This is a genomic window from Bradyrhizobium sp. Rc3b (assembly GCF_900114915.1).
Lineage (GTDB): Bacteria > Pseudomonadota > Alphaproteobacteria > Rhizobiales > Xanthobacteraceae > Bradyrhizobium.
This window is the reverse complement of record NZ_FOUS01000009.1, coordinates 205,456-224,140: the sequence shown is the minus strand read 5'-3', so window position 1 is coordinate 224,140 and position 18,685 is coordinate 205,456. Positions and strand designations below refer to the sequence as shown.

General features: G+C 64.7%; 15 protein-coding genes. 9 read left to right on the top strand and 6 right to left on the bottom strand.

Annotated features, from left to right (window positions below; genetic code table 11):
* Positions 1–6: 6 nt before the first annotated feature.
* Positions 7–594 (bottom strand): TetR/AcrR family transcriptional regulator, encoded by a 588-nt coding sequence (locus tag BM190_RS22400; protein WP_018316559.1) that lies wholly within the window; start codon positions 592–594, stop codon positions 7–9.
* Between the two features lie 557 nt (positions 595–1,151).
* Here BM190_RS22400 and purB point away from each other — a divergent pair.
* Both purB and BM190_RS22390 read left to right on the top strand, forming a co-directional pair.
* The gene (gene purB, locus BM190_RS22395; RefSeq protein ID WP_018316561.1) at positions 1,152–2,459 is read left to right on the top strand and encodes an adenylosuccinate lyase; all 1,308 of its coding nucleotides are present in this window, start codon (positions 1,152–1,154) and stop codon (positions 2,457–2,459) included.
* Between the two features lie 106 nt (positions 2,460–2,565).
* Positions 2,566–3,738 carry a M20 aminoacylase family protein gene (locus tag BM190_RS22390; protein WP_092259086.1) on the top strand — a complete coding sequence of 391 codons (1,173 nt, stop codon included), beginning with the start codon at positions 2,566–2,568 and terminating at the stop codon, positions 3,736–3,738.
* Between the two features lie 24 nt (positions 3,739–3,762).
* On the opposite strand, the gene BM190_RS22385 is transcribed toward BM190_RS22390, so the two are convergent.
* The 4 genes from BM190_RS22385 to BM190_RS22370 all read right to left on the bottom strand — a co-directional run bounded on the left by BM190_RS22385 (position 3,763) and on the right by BM190_RS22370 (position 11,527).
* Positions 3,763–5,604 (bottom strand): caspase family protein, encoded by a 1,842-nt coding sequence (locus BM190_RS22385; protein WP_092259357.1) that lies wholly within the window; start codon positions 5,602–5,604, stop codon positions 3,763–3,765.
* On the bottom strand, positions 5,604–7,448 hold the full coding sequence (locus BM190_RS22380) for a caspase family protein (protein WP_092259354.1): 1,845 nt from the start codon (positions 7,446–7,448) through the stop codon (positions 5,604–5,606). Before BM190_RS22380 ends, BM190_RS22385 begins: the two co-directional genes overlap by 1 nt.
* 152 nt (positions 7,449–7,600) lie before the next feature.
* A complete protein-coding gene (locus BM190_RS22375; protein ID WP_143109068.1) occupies positions 7,601–9,454 on the bottom strand; it encodes a caspase family protein in 1,854 nt (617 codons plus the stop codon).
* Positions 9,455–9,619: 165 nt separating this feature from the next.
* Positions 9,620–11,527: an acyl-CoA synthetase gene (locus BM190_RS22370; protein WP_092259083.1), complete on the bottom strand. Its 1,908-nt coding sequence runs from the start codon at positions 11,525–11,527 to the stop codon at positions 9,620–9,622.
* A gap of 250 nt (positions 11,528–11,777) precedes the next feature.
* Between BM190_RS22370 and BM190_RS22365 the strand changes: the two genes are divergently transcribed.
* Entirely contained in the window at positions 11,778–12,857 is a 1,080-nt protein-coding gene (locus BM190_RS22365; protein ID WP_092259080.1) for a SecDF P1 head subdomain-containing protein, read from the top strand.
* Positions 12,858–13,109: 252 nt separating this feature from the next.
* Positions 13,110–13,916 (top strand): Crp/Fnr family transcriptional regulator, encoded by an 807-nt coding sequence (locus BM190_RS22360; protein WP_018316569.1) that lies wholly within the window; start codon positions 13,110–13,112, stop codon positions 13,914–13,916.
* A gap of 10 nt (positions 13,917–13,926) precedes the next feature.
* On the opposite strand, the gene BM190_RS22355 is transcribed toward BM190_RS22360, so the two are convergent.
* Positions 13,927–14,568: a glutathione S-transferase family protein gene (locus BM190_RS22355; protein ID WP_092259077.1), complete on the bottom strand. Its 642-nt coding sequence runs from the start codon at positions 14,566–14,568 to the stop codon at positions 13,927–13,929.
* Positions 14,569–14,810: 242 nt separating this feature from the next.
* Here BM190_RS22355 and murI point away from each other — a divergent pair, with 242 nt between their 5' ends.
* The 5 genes from murI to rpsD all read left to right on the top strand — a co-directional run bounded on the left by murI (position 14,811) and on the right by rpsD (position 18,657).
* On the top strand, positions 14,811–15,602 hold the full coding sequence (gene murI, locus BM190_RS22350; protein ID WP_092259074.1) for a glutamate racemase: 792 nt from the start codon (positions 14,811–14,813) through the stop codon (positions 15,600–15,602).
* A gap of 61 nt (positions 15,603–15,663) precedes the next feature.
* Positions 15,664–16,437 carry an HpcH/HpaI aldolase family protein gene (locus BM190_RS22345; protein WP_092259071.1) on the top strand — a complete coding sequence of 258 codons (774 nt, stop codon included), beginning with the start codon at positions 15,664–15,666 and terminating at the stop codon, positions 16,435–16,437.
* Positions 16,438–16,505: 68 nt separating this feature from the next.
* The gene (locus BM190_RS22340; protein WP_018316573.1) at positions 16,506–16,889 is read left to right on the top strand and encodes a cupin domain-containing protein; all 384 of its coding nucleotides are present in this window, start codon (positions 16,506–16,508) and stop codon (positions 16,887–16,889) included.
* A 103-nt stretch (positions 16,890–16,992) separates the two neighbouring features.
* On the top strand, positions 16,993–17,760 hold the full coding sequence (locus BM190_RS22335; RefSeq protein WP_092259068.1) for an acyltransferase: 768 nt from the start codon (positions 16,993–16,995) through the stop codon (positions 17,758–17,760).
* Between the two features lie 279 nt (positions 17,761–18,039).
* Entirely contained in the window at positions 18,040–18,657 is a 618-nt protein-coding gene (rpsD, locus tag BM190_RS22330) for a 30S ribosomal protein S4 (protein ID WP_018316575.1), read from the top strand.
* The last annotated feature ends 28 nt before the right edge of the window (positions 18,658–18,685 follow it).

Here is an 18,685-nt window from a genome sequence, read left to right as displayed (position 1 = left end):
CCGGGTCTAGGCCGCCTTCAGGCCGCGCAGCACCAGCGCGAGCGTCGCGTCGACACGCGCCGGCAGATCGGCATCCTTCCACTCGTCGGCATGCGCCGGATGGTGGAAGCGGACGGTGGCATCGAAGATCGCGCGCGCGGTGGTTTTGACGTCGCCGATGGCGAATGCGCCCTGCTTCACGCCGTCAGTCAAGATCGCCGAGATCTGGTCGATCATGGTGTCCTTGTGACATTTGACGGCCGCGCAGGCCTCGCGCGCCAGCGTCAGATAGGTCTCGAACATCTCGGGGTCGTCGAGCACGCGCGAACGCTTGGCGGCGAACAGCGTGCGCAGCCAACGCTCGAGCCGCGCCGGCGCCGGGCCCTGCTCCGCGGCGATCTGGCGGAGCGGCGCGTCGATGCGGTCCAGCCAGCGTTTGGCGACGGCCTCGCGCAGCGAGGCCTTGCTCGGGAAATGGCGATAGACGCTGCCGTGGCTCACATCGAGCGCACGGGCAACGTCGACCACGGTGGCCTTGGCAAGTCCGTAACGCCGCAAGACGTCCTCGGTCACTTCGAGGATCCGCTCCGGCGTCAAGACAACGGCTTCATTCATGCCAGCACCATGTTCCCGTTGGGCTCAGTTATCCGGCGATGGAGCTGCTTCCGAAGCGCCCATGCCGGCCGTTTCGGAAAGCTCTCGCCTTAATGAGGCAGTTTTGCAGCCTGCGCCGCGATCTGGCGCGCCACCAGCAAATTGAGCCAATGCCCAATCGCGCCGGTGAGGTTGATGATTTCGGTTGTCATTGTCGTAAGTCTCCATTCGTCCGCGGTCCCCGCTCTTCAATCCGCCCTCCGATCCGAGCTTGGCTCGGATGTCGGGCTCCCCGGGGCTTGTCGCGGGACGCCCAATCGGAGCGTCCGAGAACGGATATACACGTCCCGCTGACAGATTTCAATATCTGTCAGTCAATGATCCGTGATTGACAGTTAATATTTGCGGCTGGGGTCGCCAACCCCTGCCTCCGGTCCGGTGGATAGCTCGGCAATCCCCCTCTCGCGGGGCCCAGACCGTTTGTTTCGCCCTGTCTGCTCTGTTAAATCACGGCGTAAAAGCCATTTTGGCTGGCGCCGCCCCTCGGGATCGCCCGCCCACCTTCCTGGAGCCATCAGATGATCCCCCGCTATACCCGCCCGGAAATGGCCTCGATCTGGGAGCCGCAGACCCGGTTCAAGATCTGGTTCGAGATCGAGGCGCATGCGGCGGACGCCCTCGCCGAGCTCGGCACCATCCCGAAGGAGGCCGCCAAAACGGTCTGGGCCAAGGCCAAGGACGCCACCTTCGACGTCGCCCGCATCGACGAGATCGAGCGCGAGACCAAGCACGATGTCATCGCCTTCCTCACTCACCTCGCCGAGATCGTAGGCCCCGAGGCGCGCTTCGTCCACCAGGGCATGACCTCGTCCGACGTGCTCGACACCTGCCTCAACGTCCAGCTCACCCGCGCCGCCGACCTGCTGCTCGCCGACCTCGACAAGGTGCTGGCCGCGCTCAAGAAGCGCGCCTTCGAGCACAAGATGACGCCGACCATCGGCCGCAGCCACGGCATTCATGCCGAGCCCGTGACCTTCGGCCTCAAGCTCGCTTATGCCTATGCCGAATTCTCGCGCGCCAAGGAGCGCCTGATCGCGGCGCGCAAGGAGGTCGCGACCTGCGCCATATCAGGCGCCGTCGGCACCTTCGCGCAGATCGATCCGCGCGTCGAAGAGCACGTTGCGAAAGCCATGGGCCTCGTCCCCGAGCCGATCTCGACCCAGGTGATCCCGCGCGACCGCCATGCGATGTATTTCTCGACGCTCGGCGTGATCGCCTCCTCGGTCGAGCGCATCGCGGTAGAGATCCGCCACATGCAGCGCACCGAAGTGCTGGAGGCCGAAGAGTTCTTCTCGGAAGGACAAAAGGGCTCCTCCGCGATGCCGCACAAGCGCAACCCGGTGCTGTCGGAAAACCTCACCGGCCTCTCCCGTATGGTGCGCGCCTATGTGACGCCTGCGCTGGAGAACGTCGTGCTCTGGCACGAGCGCGACATCTCGCACTCCTCGGCCGAGCGCATGATGGGCCCGGATGCCACCGTGACGCTCGACTTCGCACTGGTGCGCCTCGCCGGCCTGATCGACAAGCTCCTGGTCTATCCCGCCAACATGCAGAAGAACCTCGACCGCCTCGGCGGCCTCGTGCATTCGCAGCGCGTGCTCCTGGCGCTCACGCAGAAGGGCGCGAGCCGCGAGGACGCCTACAAGCTGGTGCAGCGCAACGCGATGCCGGTCTGGCGCGGTGAAGGCGATTTCCTTCAGCTGCTGAAGAAGGACACCGAGGTGAAGAAGTATCTCTCGGACGCCGAGATCGAGGAGCAGTTCGACCTCGGCTATCACCTCAAGCACGTCGACACGATCTTCAAGCGCGTGTTCGGCGAAAGCTGACATCTTGTAGGGCGGATTAGCGTAGCGTAATCCGCCTTCCGTCCCGGCATCGCGGCGGGTTACGCTACGCTAACCCACCCTACGAAGAAAAAACGGATCCCACCCCATGCCCATCGTCAACCGCGTTGCCGCCCTCTCCGACGAAATGGCCGCCTGGCGCCATGACTTCCACGAGAACCCCGAATTGCTCTACGAGGTCCACCGCACCGCCGGCATCGTCGCCGAGAAGTTGCGCGAATTCGGCTGCGACGAAGTGGTGACGGGTATCGGGCGCACCGGCGTTGTCGGGGTGATCCGCGGCCGCAAGTCCGCCTCCGGCAAGACCATTGGGCTCCGCGCCGACATGGACGCGCTGCCGATCATGGAGACGTCGGGCGTGCCTTATGCGTCGAAGGTCCCCGGCAAGATGCACGCCTGCGGCCATGACGGCCACACCGCGATGCTGCTGGGCGCCGCCAAATATCTCGCCGAGACGCGCAATTTCGACGGCACGGCGATCATGATCTTCCAGCCCGCCGAGGAAGGCGGCGGGGGCGGCAAGGCCATGGTCGAGGACGGGTTGATGACGCGCTGGAACATCCAGGAGGTCTACGGCATGCACAACATGCCGGGCCTACCGGAAGGCCATTTCGCAACCACGCCCGGCGCGATGCTGGCCTCCTCCGACAACATCCAGATCACGGTCCACGGCAAGGGCGGCCACGCCGGCGCGGGCCCGCACAAATCCGTCGACAGCGTGCTGATCGGCTCGCAGATCGTCAACGCGCTGCAATCGATCGTGGCGCGCAACGTCGATCCGCTGAAGTCGGCGGTCATCTCGATCACGCAATTCCACTCCGGCACCGCCTTCAACATCATCCCGGAGGTCGCCGAGCTCGGCGGTACCGTGCGCACGCTCGATCCCGAGGTGCGCGATCTCGTCGAGCGCCGCATCGGCGAAGTCGCCGATAGCGTCGCCCGCGCCTATGGCGGTTCGGCCGAGACCAAATACAGCCGGATGTATCCGGTGACGATGAACCATGCGCGCGAGGCCGGCCTTGCCGCCGACGTCGCCCGCGACATCGTCGGCGCCGATCGTGTCAACGACAAGTTCATCCCGATGATGGGCGCCGAGGATTTCTCGTTCATGCTGGAGGCGCGTCCCGGCGCGATGGTGCTGGTCGGCATGGGCGACGGCAACGAGTGCCATCACCCGGCCTATGTCTTCAACGACAACATCCTCGGCCACGGCGCCTCGTTCTGGGTGCGCATGATCGAGACGCGGATGCCGGCGGGGTAATCCCTCGCCTCAGCGGGGGCCGCTTCAATTGCAGACCTCGGTCAAGCCGCCACCGTTAATGGCAACGCTCGGCGATCGTCCCAGCTTGCAGCCGGGACGAAGGGGCCGGCAGCCGGCATTCGTGCATACGATCTGGCCGGACGAATTCGCTTGTGAAGCAGCCGGCGATGACTCACTCTTTTTCCGGTCCGAGTCACGTCTTGCGGGTTCATCGCGCGTCGCGACGGGCTTCTTCTCCGGGATCTTCTCGCATTCGTTGTCGTCGCTGATACGGTGACCAGCACGGCACACGATCTTGCTGCATTGGTCTCCATCCGCCCTGAAGCCGCGCTCGCAAACCAGGGGACACACCCGCCCCGACTTTCCCTTGAGGGCGTCCAGCACATCGGCGTTCGCAATCTTCGCATCGAATTTGGTGCCGGCGTATTTGTTGAACAGCGTCAGCGAGCGTTGCGCCGTCTCGCTCCACTCGCTGTACGGCTCGGCCTTCATGCAGCCGACGCGCCGCAGCTCGACTTGCACGGATCTCGGCAGATCTTGCGCCGGAGCGGAGCTCGGCGGCGGCGAAAGCGCTGCAACCTTCTTGCTCTCGGCATCAGCGGCCTGCTTTTCCGCAACGTGCTTCGCGGCGGCGTCGGCCGCCGCCTTCTCCATGACCTGCTTCTCCGCGAGCGCTTTCGCGGCCGCCGCCTCGGCGACCTTGCGCTCGCGCTCGGCTGCTTCAGCCTTCGCCTGCTCGATCTGCTTTTGCTTCTCCGCAGCGATCCGCGCATCCTCGGCGGCTTTGGCGGCAGCGGCGGCCTTTTCCAGCTCCGCCTTGTGGGCCCGTTCAGCGGCGAGCTTCACCTTCTCCTGCTCGGCCTGCCGTGCCTTCTCGGTCGCCGCCGTGCGCTCCTCCTCGGCGGCAATCTTCTTCAGCTGCACGCGGGCGAGGTTGGCGTAGAAGCCATCCGGATAGGTCTGCAGGAAGGCTTCCCAGGCCTCACGCAGGCCGGCCTGAAGCGCAAGCTCATAGTCCCTGCGCACGCTGTCCTGTGGATTGGCCTGCGGCCCCGCCACAGTGACCGGCTTCGCTGGCACCAGCGGCACGTCGTCGCCGCCGAGCGAGCCGTAGACATAGGGCTCCTGCCTGTTGCCGGTGTTCTTCAAGACATCGTCCCGCACGAAGCCGAACGCCTTGCGCAGATCAAGCCCCGGCTTCGGCAGGTGCTCGACCAGCGCCGTGGCGAAGGGACTGTTGCGGGAATCGCCGTCGGATGCCGTCGATCCCGCCTTGGCAGCGAACGCGATCATCGTGTTCGGGCTGGTCGGCTCGACCTTGGCAAGACCTCGCCCGATCGCGCGCGAGGCCACCATGCGCTTCATGGTCTTGGAAAAGGGATTGTCGCGGCAGGCGTCGAGGATGACGAGGCGCAGCCGCTTGGCCGGCTCGACGGCGAACAGCGCACGATCGAGCGCAACCGTCTCGTCGAGAACGTCGCCGTCGGTCTCCAGCATGGCGTCGGTCGGGATGAGATAGTTGTTACCGTCGAGCTCGATGCCGTGGCCGGCGTAGTAGATCACCGCCATGTCGGCGTCGCGGACCCTGCCGGCAAAGTCACGCAGCGTCCGCCGCATCTCGGAGGCATTGAGGTCTGTTTTGACGTCGACCGCATCGAAGCCGGACTTCTTGAACATGTCGCCGATCAGGGCAGCATCGTTCACGGGATTGGTGAGCCGCAGCGTGTTCTTGTAGGCGGAATTGCCGATCACGAGCGCGACGCGCTTTTCGGCAAGGGCCGGTCCGCAAACGAGCCAGGTCGCAAGAACAAAAAAAGCGAGGGCCGTCAGCGCGATGGAGCAAGCCCGAAAGATGTGCTTCATCATCAGTTGCATATTTCAGCCGGTATCTTCACCGTAGGAGTGGCAGGATGATTGGCCGTTCCGAGCCGGCATCCCTTGGCGATCGGCCTGCATCCGGCGTTGTTGCAGATCATCTGTCCCGAGGCCTGCGGCGCCGATGGCGCGGACTCGCTCTGTTTCCGATCCGTATCCCGCCGCCGCGAATCCTCGCGCGTCGCGACCGGCTTCTTTTCCTGGACCTTCTCGCATTCATTGTCCTCGCCGACGCGATAGCCGGCGCGGCAGGCGATCTTCACGCATTGATCGCCGTCGGCCTTGAAGCCGAAATTGCACACCAGCGGACAGACCCGTCCCGGCTTCGCCTTCAGTGCGTCGAGTGCATCCACGCTCGCGATCTTCGCGTCGAGCTGGGTGCCCGCATATTTGTTGAACAGTGTCAGCGAGCGCTGCGCGGCCGAGCTCCACTCGCTCTCCGCGGACGAACTCAGGCAACCGACGCGGCGCAATTCGCTCTGTACGGATTTGGAAAGCTCGGCCGCCGACAACGTAGCTGTCGGCCCCGGCGAGAGCGCGGCCACTTTCTGGTTCTCGACTTCGGGCAGCTGCCGATCGGCGGCCGGCTTTGCGGCCTGCTCCGCCCTCTCTGCCGCCTGCTTGGCAGCGAGCTCGGCCTTGGCTTTCTCCGCCGCCTGCTTCTCGGCCAAGGCCTTCGCTGCGGCCGCCTCGGCAACCTTGCGCTGCTGCTCGGCCGCCTCGGCCCTCGCCTGCTCGATCTGCTTCTGCTTCTCTGCGGCAATGCGGGCCTCTTCGGCAACTTTGGCCGCAGCGGCCGCCTTGTCCTGCTCGGCCTTCTGGGCGCGCTCGGCAATGAGCCTGGTCTTTTCCTGTTCGGCCGCCTTCGCCTTTTGCTCGGCTGAAGCACGCGTCTCCTCGGCGCCGATCTTGTTCAACTGGCCTTTGGCGAGATTGGCATAGAATCCCTCGGGATATTGCGCCAGGAACGCTTCCCAGCCGTCACGGGTGCCGAGTTGGAGCGCAAGTTCATAGTCTCGCCTGAGCTCAGACTGCGGATTGGCTTGCGGGCCGGTCGCAACGGGCTTGGCAGGAACGAGCGGCACGTCATCGCCGCCGAGCGAGCCATACACGAATGGCTCTTGCTTGTTCGCGGTGCTCTTCAGCACGTCATCGCGCACGAAGCCGAACGCTTTGCGCAGATCCAGGCCGGGCTTTGGCAGGTGGTCCGAGAGAGCCGTAGCGAACGGGCTGTTCCGGGAGTCTCCATCGGACGCCGTCGAACCGGCCTTGGCCGCAAACGCAATCATCGTGTTCGGAGTGGTTGGCTCGACCTTGGCGAGGCCGCGGCCGATCGCGCGCGAGGCCACCGTGCGCTTCATGGATTTGGCGAACGGATTGTCGCGGCAGGCATCGAGAATGACGAGACGAAGCTGTTTGGCGGGCTCGATGCTCACCAGCACGCGATCGATCGGTAACGCCTCGTCGTAGACGTCGGTGTCGGTCTCGAGCGCGGCATCGGTCGGGATCAAATAGTTGGTGCCGTCCACCTCCATGCCGTGGCCCGCATAGTAGATCACCGCGACATCGGCATCCCGGGTCCGCCCGCCGAATTCGCGGAGCGCCTTGCGCATTTCAGACGCGTTCAAGTCCTGCTTGACGTCGACCGTATCGAAGCCAGCCTTCTTCAACATGCCGCCGATCAAGCCGGCGTCGCTCGCCGGGTTGGCCAGCTTCGGCACGCTCTTATAGGCGGAATTGCCGATCACGAGCGCGACGCGCTTCTCGGCCTGCGCGGGCGCGCAAGTGACGAGAGCTGCAACAATTAATACGCAAAAGGATCTAACAATATTCACCACATCACCCGCGGGCCTCGATGCACTGCATGGAACCGGTCAATCAGGGAAGCTAAAGCGCGATGCGATGAGATGTATCGTCATCGCGCTTTAGGTTGTTATTTAAGCATGATCTTTTCGGAAAACCGCTGCGCACTTTTCCGGATCATGCTTTAGTTGCACACCTCGTAGGAACCTCCGGTCGCGGTGTTCGAGCTGACCCTGCCAGGGATGACCCCGCTGACGAGCCGACACCCTTTTTGCACCGGACGGCAGCCGGTCGAACTGCAAATGATCTGCCCGCTCGCCTCGGGCTTGGGCGGCGCGGTTTCACTTGCCCTGCGGTCTGCGTCGCGCTTCCGCGTGTCCTCGCGCGTCGCGACCGGCTTCTTCTCCGGCACCTTCTCGCACTCGTTATCGTCGCCGACGCGATAGCCGGCGCGGCAGGTGATCTTGACGCATTGGTCGCCGTCGGCCTTGAAGCCGAAATTGCACACCAGCGGGCACACCCGTCCGGGCTTCGCCTTCAGCGCATCGAGCGCATTCACGCTCGCGAGCTTCACGTCGAGCTGGGTGCCGGCATATTTGTTGAACAGCGTCAGCGAGCGCTGCGACGTCGCGCTCCAGTCGCCGTCTGCGGCGGCGGACAGGCAGCCGACGCGGCGCAACTCGCTCTGCACGGATTTTGTCAGATCAGCCGCCGATAACGTGGAGGCCGGCGCGGGCGAGAGCGCAGCGACTTTCTGGTTCTCGACTTCGGGCAGCTGCCGATCGGCAGCCGGCTTTGCGGCCTGCTCAGCCCTCTCCGCCGCCTGCTTCGCGGCAAGCTCGGCCTTGGCCTTCTCCACGGCCTGCTTCTCGGCAAGCGCCTTCGCAGCCGCCGCCTCAGCCACCTTGCGCTGGTGCTCGGCCGCTTCCGCTTTCGCTTGCTCGATCTGCTTTTGCTTCTCTGCGGCGATCCGCGCCTCTTCCGCCGCCTTGGCCGCAGCTGCTGCCTTCTCCTGCTCGGCCTTCTGGGCGCGCTCGGCGATCAGCCTCGTCTTTTCCTGCTCGGCTGCCTTGGCCTTTTGCTCAGCCGACGCGCGCGTCTCTTCGGCGGCGATCTTGTTCAACTGGCCCTTGGCCAGGTTGGCGTAGAAACCGTCCGGATACGCCGCCAGAAACGCTTCCCAGCCGTCGCGCGTCGCAAGCTGAAGCGCGAGCTCGTAATCCCTGCGGATGGCTTCCTGCGGGTTTGCCTGGGGACCGGTCGCGGCCGGCCTCACGACGAGGGGCACGTCGTCGCCGCCGAGCGAGCCGTAGACATAGGGCTCCTGCTTGTAGCTCGTGCTCTTGAGCACGTCGTCGCGCACGAAGCCGAAGGCCTTGCGCAGATCAAGGCCCGGCTTCGGCAGATGCTCGACCAGCGCGGTGGCGAACGGGCTGTTTCGGGCATCGCCGTCGGACGCCGTCGATCCCGCCTTGGCCGCGAACGCAATCATCGTGTTCGGGCTGGTCGGCTCGACCTTGGCGAGCCCGCGCCCGACGGCGCGTGAAGCCAGCGTGCGTTTCATCGACTTGGCGAACGGGTTGTCGCGGCAGGCATCCAGGATGATCAGGCGCAGCTGCTTGGCCGGCTCGACCGCGAACAGCGCGCGTTCGACCGGAATGGTCTCGTCGAGAACGTCGCCATCCGTCTCCAGCGTCGCGTCGGTCGGAATGAGATAGTTGGCTCCATCGAGCTCGATGCCGTGGCCGGCGTAATAGATCACCGCCATGTCCGCATCGCGCGACCTGCCGGCAAACTCGCGCAGCATGCGCCGCATCTCGCTGGCACTGAGATCCAGCCTGACGTCGACGGAATCAAAGCCCGCCTTCTTGAACATGCCGCCGACCAGCGTGGCGTCGTTCACTGGATTGCTGAGCTTCGGCGCGCTCTTGTAAGCGGAATTGCCGATCACGAGCGCGACCCGCCGGTCGGCATGCGCCGGTCCGCAGGCAAGGCCAATCGCGAATATCAACAAGACAAACAGTCGAAACGGAATCACTTGCGTCCCCCCGGATGCAATTCCCTGAGACTATTCGCTAGCGTCGCCGATTGCTAATTCTTCCTATGTGATTCCTGTCACACAAGCCGGTCTAACGGGGGTAAGGATAATGCGGCGAAGCGTCACCCTGGTTTTTCCAGGTGACGCCGCCGTCTGTCGGTGCCGCTACATTTGCACCACCTCGTGGCGCATCACGAAGGGTGCAAGCAGCGCGTGTACCTCGCTCGCAACGGCCTCGCGCTGGTCCGACGGCAGGCCGGCAAGGGTCACGGTGGCGATCGATCCGTGACTGCCATGGGCACCGACTTTAACCCTGCAATCGATGCCGCGCTCGACCAGCGGCGTGAGCACCTTGGTGAACACGCGCTCGGCCGCGTCCCAGCGCAACTGCGGCTTGAACACCTTGCCGACACCGGTCACCGGCATCGGGTCGATCGGAATGACCTGCACCGGGACGGCGGCCCGCTCCGGCGTGCGCTCGCGAACCCAGGATTCCAGTTCGCCGGGCTCCACGGTCGCGCCGGGCTTCAACTGCACGTAGCCCACCGGCAGTTCGCCGGCATAGGCGTCGGGCTGGCCGACTACGGCGGCGAAGCCGACCGCGGGATGCCGGAACATGATCTCCTCGACCGGCGCGGGATCGATGTTATGGCCACCACGGATCACGAGGTCCTTGGCGCGACCGGTGATCCAGAGATAGCCGTCGGCGTCGAGCCGGCCGAGATCGCCGGAATTGACCCAGACTTCGTCGACGAACGCGCCCCTGTTGTGCTCGTCGTTGAGATAGCCGCCGAACACGCCGGGCCCTGCCATGATGACGACGCCGATCTCATCAGGCGCGCAGTCGCGGATCAGGCGGCCATCGGCATCGAGTTGCACGATGCGCACGCGCGCATAAGGCATGGGAAGGCCGACCGAGCCGAGCCGGATCGGCCGTGATGGATAGGCCAGCGTGTGCACGCTCGAGGTCTCGGTCATGCCGTAGACCTCGACCACGGGCAGCTTCAGCTTGTCCTGGATCGCCGAGCCGACCGCGACGGGGATCGCCGAGCCGCCTCCGGCGGCATATTTCAGGCTTGAGATGTCGGCTTGATCAGGTGGCACCGCGAGCGTTGCGGCGAGCACCGTCGGCACGCTCGACAGCGCTTCCGGCTTGAAGCGCTCGACCAATTTCCAGATATTCTTCACCGCATTCGGATTGCGCCAGCCGCTCGGCGACAGCACGACCAGCGAGCCGCCGCCCGACAGCATCGTCAGCACCTGGGTCAGCGATCCCCCGACGTGAAACAACGGCATGCCGAACAGCAAATTGGCACCGGGCTTCGCCCTTAGCAGCAGGTTGAGCGCCCAGGCCTGGTAGACCTGGTTGGTATGCGTGTGCCGCACCAGCTTGGGCGTGCCGGTGGTGCCGCCGGTGTGGAAATAGGCCGCGATGTCGGCACCCGAAATCTTGCGCCCGCTGACAAGCTGATCCGACGGCTGCTGCTTGATCAGGTCGCTGAAAGCAAAGATGCCATTCGCCGGATCGCCGCCGCCGAACACCTGCACGATCGCCTTGAGGTGCTTGAGCTGCGGACGGATCTGCTCGACCTTCTGCCAGATGTCGGTGCCCGGCATCGGCCCGAGCGCCACCAGGATTTTGGTGTTCGCAGCTTCAAGGATCTCCGCGATCTGGTGCGGCTCGAGCAGCGGATTGACGGGATTGGCGATGCCGGCGGCCTCCGCGCCGAACAGCGTCACGAAGGCATCCGGCACCAGCGGCAGCATGAAGCTGATGACGTCGTCTTTCTCCGCGCCGAGCGCGTGAAACATGTTGGCAGCCTGCGTGACGCGCGCATGGAAATCGCGGTAGGTGACCACCAGTGGCGTGTCGGCGGGATCAGCATTTTGCAGAAACTGGATCGCCGCACCGTCGGGATTACGCGCCGCGCCCAATTTGATGGCGTCAAACGTGCTCTCGGCAGCGATACGGTCCGCATAGGGGACCCGCTCGAACGCCCGGACCTCCTCGTCGGTCAAAAGATCCGGATAGTCATTGCCAATCAGCCGATCGAGCGCGTGGATGCCCGCCATGGAATTCCGTCCTCCCTCAGATGTATGTCCCCGCCCCCTGTCTTTTGACATTTTTGGGTCGGCGAGGCCCCGACCGATGGCCGGCCGGGGCGCCGACAGAATGATGGATGATTTGGCGTTCGTCCATTGCCAACGGGCTGCGGCGCTCGAACGCGAACCTAAGGCGCTTGAACCTCTGCGGCCGATCCGGGGACCAAGAACTGGCACTGAATTCGCTCGCCAGCGCCCTGCCGCAAGACTTGAGGTCATCATGACGACACCCCTGCGGAACCGCATCACACGGCTGATCGCCGCGTGCGCTATCTCAACAGCCATCGCGCTGCCCTCCGCAACATTCGCCGCGGACGGCCAGCTCGACAAGATGCGGGCCAAGATCGCGGCATTCATCACCGACAAGATGGAGAAGCTGGGCGGATCGCGCATCATCTACAAGGTGGACAGTGACGCCTTGCGGGAGGCGGTCACTACGGATCTGCGCGACGACGTCTACAAGACCCTGCGCGAGGGCCGGATCGCCTTCTCCGGCCTTGCGATTCGTGACGGCGGCGTCGAGGTCAAGATCGCGGACGCCAAGGGCCGCGAGCTGCTGACGCGCAAGCTCGCCTCGGCGGCAGAGGGATTGCCCACGCACGCGCTCGCCGTGACCGACGCCGGAGACGGGCTGATCAGGCTCGCGCCGACCGATGCCGCATCCGCCGCACGGCTGCGCGATCTCGTCGAGGATTCCATCGCCATGATCGAGCAGCGCCTCAAGGACGCCGGCGTCACTCTGCCCAGCGTCCAGCCTGAGGGAACGGACCGCATCCGCATCTTTCTGCCGGGCACGACGGAGCCCGAGCGCATCACCGCGATCTTCGCCAGGAAGGTCAAGGTCAGCTTCCGCCTGATCGATGTCACGATGTCGGCGGAGCAGGCGCAATCCGGCACGCCTCCGGCGGGCACGGAAGTGATGTTCGGCTTCAAGGACAAGCTTCCCTATCTCGTCAAGGCCAGCGCGCTCGACGGCGACGACATCAGCTACGCGGGACCGGGATTCTCGAGCGGCGCTAAGGAGCCGATCGCCTCGTTCCGCTTCAACGGCCGCGGTACGCGGCGCTTCGCTCACATCACCGCAGAGAACGTTGGAATGCCCTTCGCCATCGCGCTCGACGACAAGGTGATCTCCTCCCCGGTGATCCGCGAGCCCATCACCGGCGGCTCCGTCCAGATTTCCGGCAACTTCACCCTGGAAGAGGCCAACAGCGTCGCCATGCTGCTGCGCGCCGGCTCGCTGCCCGGACGTCTTGGCCTCGTCGAGCAGCAGGTCATCCAACCCGCCGCCAAGCCATAAGGCGAAGATCGTCAGACGCGCCCCACCAGGGGCATCCGGCCGTTCCGCGACGCCGAAGCCCGCCCCGAATCACGGCCGCGTTGCGGCCGGACGCACAACCAACGGGCAATTGCCGAAACGCCCGATCAGGCTAAAATTTGCCTCTTGCGGCGTGACGGCCAAAGGCTTCATTTCAGGCGGCCGTCATTCGATTTCGGCTATACGTGTCGAGCATACCGACCAGGACTGAAAGCCTTACGCGGGGTTAGTACCATGCCGTCCGGCAGCGCAGACATTTCCTCGATCCTCGACCGCATTCTCGATGCGGCAACGGACAACCTCAGGATCGCGAAGATCCTGGTGCAGATGGGCCTGGATCCGAACAACGTCACCTATGACGCGATCTTCAATAGGCTGCTGGAGATCTTCGTCCACAACATCACGTTTGCCAATCTGTTCGCCGCGGTCGGCGCCGGTTTCTTCGTCGCCACCCTCTTGATGCGGACCATGGTGCCGCTGCGCGTCGCCAACATGATCGGCTGCGCGTTCTTCGCCGTTTTCGGCGCGCTCTCCGCCAACGTCGCGACGTTCCTGCTCTATCTGCTGCTGCTTCCGATCAACGCCCTGCGCCTGCGGCAGATGCTCAAGCTGGTCAAGAAGGCGCGCCATGCCGCCGAAGGCGACATGTCGATCGAATGGCTCAAGCCATTCATGACCGAGCGCAAATATCGAAGCGGCGACACGCTGTTCAAACTGGGCGATCCTGCCAAGGAGATGCTCCTCACGGTCACCGGCAAGTTCTTGGTCAAGGAGATCAATGTCGAGATCGGGCCCGGAGCGCTGATGGGAGAGCTCGGCTTCCTGACGCCCGACAACCGGCGCACCGGAACGATCGAATGCATCGAGGACGGCCAGGTGCTGACGATCACCTACGACCGGCTGCTCGAGATCTACTTCCAGGACCCGCAGTTCGGCTATTATTTCCTGGTGCTGACCAGCCAGCGCCTGCTGCAGAACATCGATCGTTTGCAGAAGCAGCTCGCCACGGAGCGGGCGGCCACGACGAACAGGATCGCGTGATCGCCGCTGCTCAGCCTAGCAGCAGCGCCATGCCGGGATCGCCCTTCTCCATCGCGCGCCGATAGGCCGGGCGGGCACTGACGCGGCCGAGATACTTGACCACGTTCGGGCAGCGTTGGACATCGTAGGGCTGGAAGTAGCGCATCGTCGTCAGCGAAAAGCCCATCATGATGTCGGCGGTGGTGAATGCGTTGCCCGCCAGATATTCGGCATCGCGAAGGCGGGCGTCGAGGAGATCGTAGGAGCGATCGAGCCGTCCCTTCATGGCGAGCAGGGTCGGGTTGTCCTTTGCAAGATCGAGTCGATTCAGAATCATCATCCGCCCCATGCCGGGTTGCAACGTGCCATTGGCGAAGTGAAGCCAGTACAGGAACTGCGGGAAGGCGGGATCATTGGGGCCGAGTACCAGACGGCCGTTGCCGTACTTTGCGACGATGTAGTCGACGATGGCGCCGGACTCCGCGAGCACGAGATCGCCGTCGGTCACGACGGGCGCTGCCCCGCTCGGGTGCAGCGCCTTGTACTCCGGCGGCGCCAGCATGGTGACGGGATCGCGGGCGTAGCGCCTCAGCTCGTAGTCAAGCCCCAGCTCCTCGCACAGCCAGACGATGCGCTCGGACTGAGACTTGCCGAGATGATGGACGGTGAGCATGAGGCCCCTGCAGCGGTAAGTTGGGCATGTCGTGAAGACGCGTATAGCCTACCATTGCCGGGGACGCATCTCGGTCTTGTGTCCCGGACGCAGCGCGGCGCCGCTTCGACGGCGCTGCAGAGCCGGGGCCCAGCCCACCGGGTATGTCCTGTCCGCGGCGCGTCCAGCCTCCCTCCAAAACGGCCCCGCCGCAAAATCGCCCTAAAAACCGAATGGTAACCATGACGGGCTAGGGTAATGACGTGACCAATCCTCCGACGATCCTGGTGTTCGATTCCGGCCTTGGCGGGCTCACGGTGCTCCGCGAGGTCGTGGCCGCGCGTCCGGACGCCCATTTCGCCTACGTCGCCGACGACGCCTTCTTCCCCTACGGCCACCACAGCGAGGACGAGATCATCGCCCGCGTCGTGCCGCTGATGGGTGAGCTGATCGGCACGCATGACCCTGATATCGTCGTCATCGCCTGCAACACGGCGTCCACCCTGGTCCTGTCCCACTTGCGCGCCGCTTATTCGGTGCCCTTCGTCGGTACGGTGCCGGCGATCAAGCCGGCCTGCGCGCAATCGAGGACCCGCCGCGTCTCGGTGCTCGGCACCAAGGGCACGGTGAAGCGCGAATACACCAAGGCCCTGATCCGCGATTTCGCGCAGGGCTGCGAGGTGACGCTGGTCGGCTCGCCCGAGCTAGCCTCGCTGGCTGAAGCCGAGCTCAGCGGCACTTCCGTCAGCGACGGCGACATCCTGGCCGAACTCGCCCCCTGCTTCGTCGGCGAAGACGCGACCTCGCGCACCGACACGGTGGTGCTCGCCTGCACACATTATCCGCTGCTGCTCGACCGGCTGAAGCGGCTGGCACCCTGGCCGGTCGACTGGATCGATCCCGCGCCGGCGATCGCCCGCCGCGTTTCGGATCTGCTCGGCCCGCGCATCGGCGGCATCGCACAGGCCGGCGCCGAGATGATCTTCACCTCGAACCGCGTGCACGGCCTTTCGGCCACGCTGACGCCGTTCTTCGGCGGCCGCGCGCTGGCCTGACTTTGCGCATCGGCGCTGCGCTGCTAGGTTTTGCCGTCGTCACCTCACAGCAGGCCTTTCCATGTCGGTCCGGACTCCGCCGCTCAACCGCCTCCGCCAATTGTGGCGCGATGGCCGCCCCGCTTTCGGCGCGATCGCGACCATCCCGAGCGTGCAGATGGTGCAGATCATGGCGCGCTCGCTCGACTGGATCATCGTCGATCTCGAGCATGGACCGATCGGGCTCACCGAAGCGCACGCGATGATCGCAGCAACCACCGGCACGCCGTGCACGCCCCTGGTGCGGATCGCGGCGAATGAGCCGTGGCTTGCGAAAGCGCCGATGGACATCGGCGCTTTCGGCATCAACTTTCCGATGATCACGAACCGCACTGATGCCGAGAAGGCGGTCCGCAGCGTGCGCTACCCGCCGCGCGGCGACCGGCTCTGGGGTCCGTTCCACGCCCCGTTCCGCTGGGGCCAGTCGATGCCGGACTACATGGCAAGCGCCGACGACGAAATGATCTGCATGATCACCATCGAGCATGTCGATGCCGTCGACCGCATCGACGAGATCATGGCGACGCCGGGCATCGACGTCGCGGTGATCGGGCCCGGCGATCTCGCGACATCCATCAACAAGCGCGGCCAGATGGACGATCCGGAACTGCTGGAGCTGGTCGCGCGCGCCGAGGCCGGCATCCTCAGAAGCGGCGTGCCGATCGGCGGCGTGGCCCGCACCGCCGACCAGGCCAACGCCCTGGTCGACCGCGGTTACCGCGCGATCGCGCTGGGCTTCGACTGGTCGCTGCTCCAGCGCGGCATCATGGCGGCGTTCGAGGGGATCAGGCGCTGAGCAGGCCGACTGCCACCTTGCCGGGAACTGCGGCCCTGCTAGGGTCGGCCGCATAGGGAGGAAAAACCATGCTCAAGAAGACTTTGCTCGCTCTGACCTTTACCGGCCTTGCCGTCGCCGCCTTCGCACAGCAGCCTGGCATCAAGCGCACCCCGCTCCAGAAAGTCGAATTTCCGGAGGGCTATAATACCGTCACCGCGATTGCGGAGGTCCCGGCGGGCGGCGCGGCCGGACGCCATACCCATCCCGGAATTGAGACCGGTTATGTGCTGGAAGGCGAGCTCAATCTCCTCGTCGACGGGCAGCCGGAGAAGACCTTGAAAGCCGGCGATTCCTACCAGATCCCGGCAGGCGTCGTGCATGACGCCAAGGCTCATGGCGATAAAGCCATGAAAGTGCTTGGAGTTTACGTCGTCGACAAGACCAAGCCGCTGGCTTCGCCGGCTCCCTGATTGGTCGAACCGTTCAACCCCTGGCGGGTTGGTTCGTGCTAAAGGAAACGGCGGGCGGGACCCGCTCGCTGCACATTTTTTCATCTGTAGGAACCGAAGACCGATGCGGGGGACGCCAAAGCCCATTTCGCTGCCGCGCCGCCTGATTTGCGATCTCATGCGCGCGTCGATGGACGTGCCGTTCGTTTCGCTCTCCCGTTCGCTCAATATCCGCCCCCTGATCGAGGCACGCGCCGGAGCCGCCGCGCCGGCCGGCTGGGCTGCGACCTTCGTCAAGGCGTTCGCCCTGGTCGCCAGGGACGAGCCGATCCTGCGCACCGTCTACGCCAAATGGCCCTGGCCGACGTTCTACGAATTGCCGAACAGCGTGGCGTCGGTGGCGATCGCTCGGGTCGAGGACGGCGAGGAATGCGTGATGCCGCAGCGAATCGCGGCTCCCGAGGCCATGGCGCTTGCCGCGGTCGATGCCGAGATCCGGCGCGGCAAAACGGCGCCGATCGCAGACGTTCCGATGTTCCGCAAGATCATGCGGGCAACCCGCCTGCCGCTGCCGCTGCGGCGCCTGTCCTGGGCGATCGGCCTCAATTTCGGCCGCCAGCGTGGCAACTGGTTCGGCAGCTTTGCGGTGAGCTCGGTGGCCGCCTATGGCGGCGGAGAGCTCCATCCGATCACGCCGGGCCCCTTCATCGTCAGCTACGGCCTGGTCGAGCCCGACCAGACCATTCATGTCGTGATCCGCTGGGATCACCGGGTTACTGATGCGGCCCCGATCGCCCGCGTCCTGACCCGGCTGGAACAGGTCCTGAACACTGAAATCGCTGCCGAATTGCGGGCGGCGGGGTCAAAGCCGATAAGAGTGGTCGGGACATAAGCACCGTCATTCCGGGGCAGCTCGCAGAGCCGAACCTGGAACCTCGAGATTTTCCGGGTCGATGCTGGCGCATCGCCCGGAATGAAGGGCTAAACAATTGACAGCGAACCCCAAACTCCCCTAAAAGCCGCCTGCTCGCGGGCCGATTTCGGCCCGCGAAGCGTTTCGCGACCCGTGGTCCTCTCCCTTGAAGCTTTGGGGATCGGACCTGTCAGTGCCGGGCTAGCCCGTCACACAGGAGGGCGCGTTTCCTCAAACCATGTACCTGAAGAGGACGCGATGACTAAGCGCAGTGAGGCGAAGTACAAACTCGATCGCCGTATGGGCCAGAACATCTGGGGCCGCCCGAAGAGCCCCGTGAATCGCCGCGAATACGGCCCCGGCCAGCATGGCCAGCGTCGCAAGGGCAAGCTCTCGGACTTCGGCGTGCAGCTGCGCGCCAAGCAGAAGCTGAAGGGCTACTACGCCAACATCTCCGAGCGTCAGTTCCACGGCATCTATGTCGAGGCGAGCCGCCTCAAGGGTGACACCGGCGAGAACCTGATCGGCCTGCTGGAGCGTCGTCTCGACGCGGTCGTGTACCGCGCCAAGTTCGTTTCCACGATCTTCGCCGCTCGCCAGTTCATCAACCACGGCCACATCAAGGTGAACGGCCGCAAGGTCAACATCTCGAGCTATCAGCTCAAGGTCGGCGACGTGATCGAGGTCAAGGAAGCCTCCAAGCAGCTCGCCCACGTGCTGGAAGCCAGCCAGCTCCCCGAGCGCGACACTCCCGACTATCTCGAAGTCGACCACGGCAAGATGACCGCGAAATACGTGCGCATCCCCGGCCTCTCCGACGTGCCGTTCCCGGTGCAGATGGAGCCCCATCTGGTCGTCGAATTCTATTCGCGCTAAGATCTGAATATCGAAAGGCCCCGGTTCG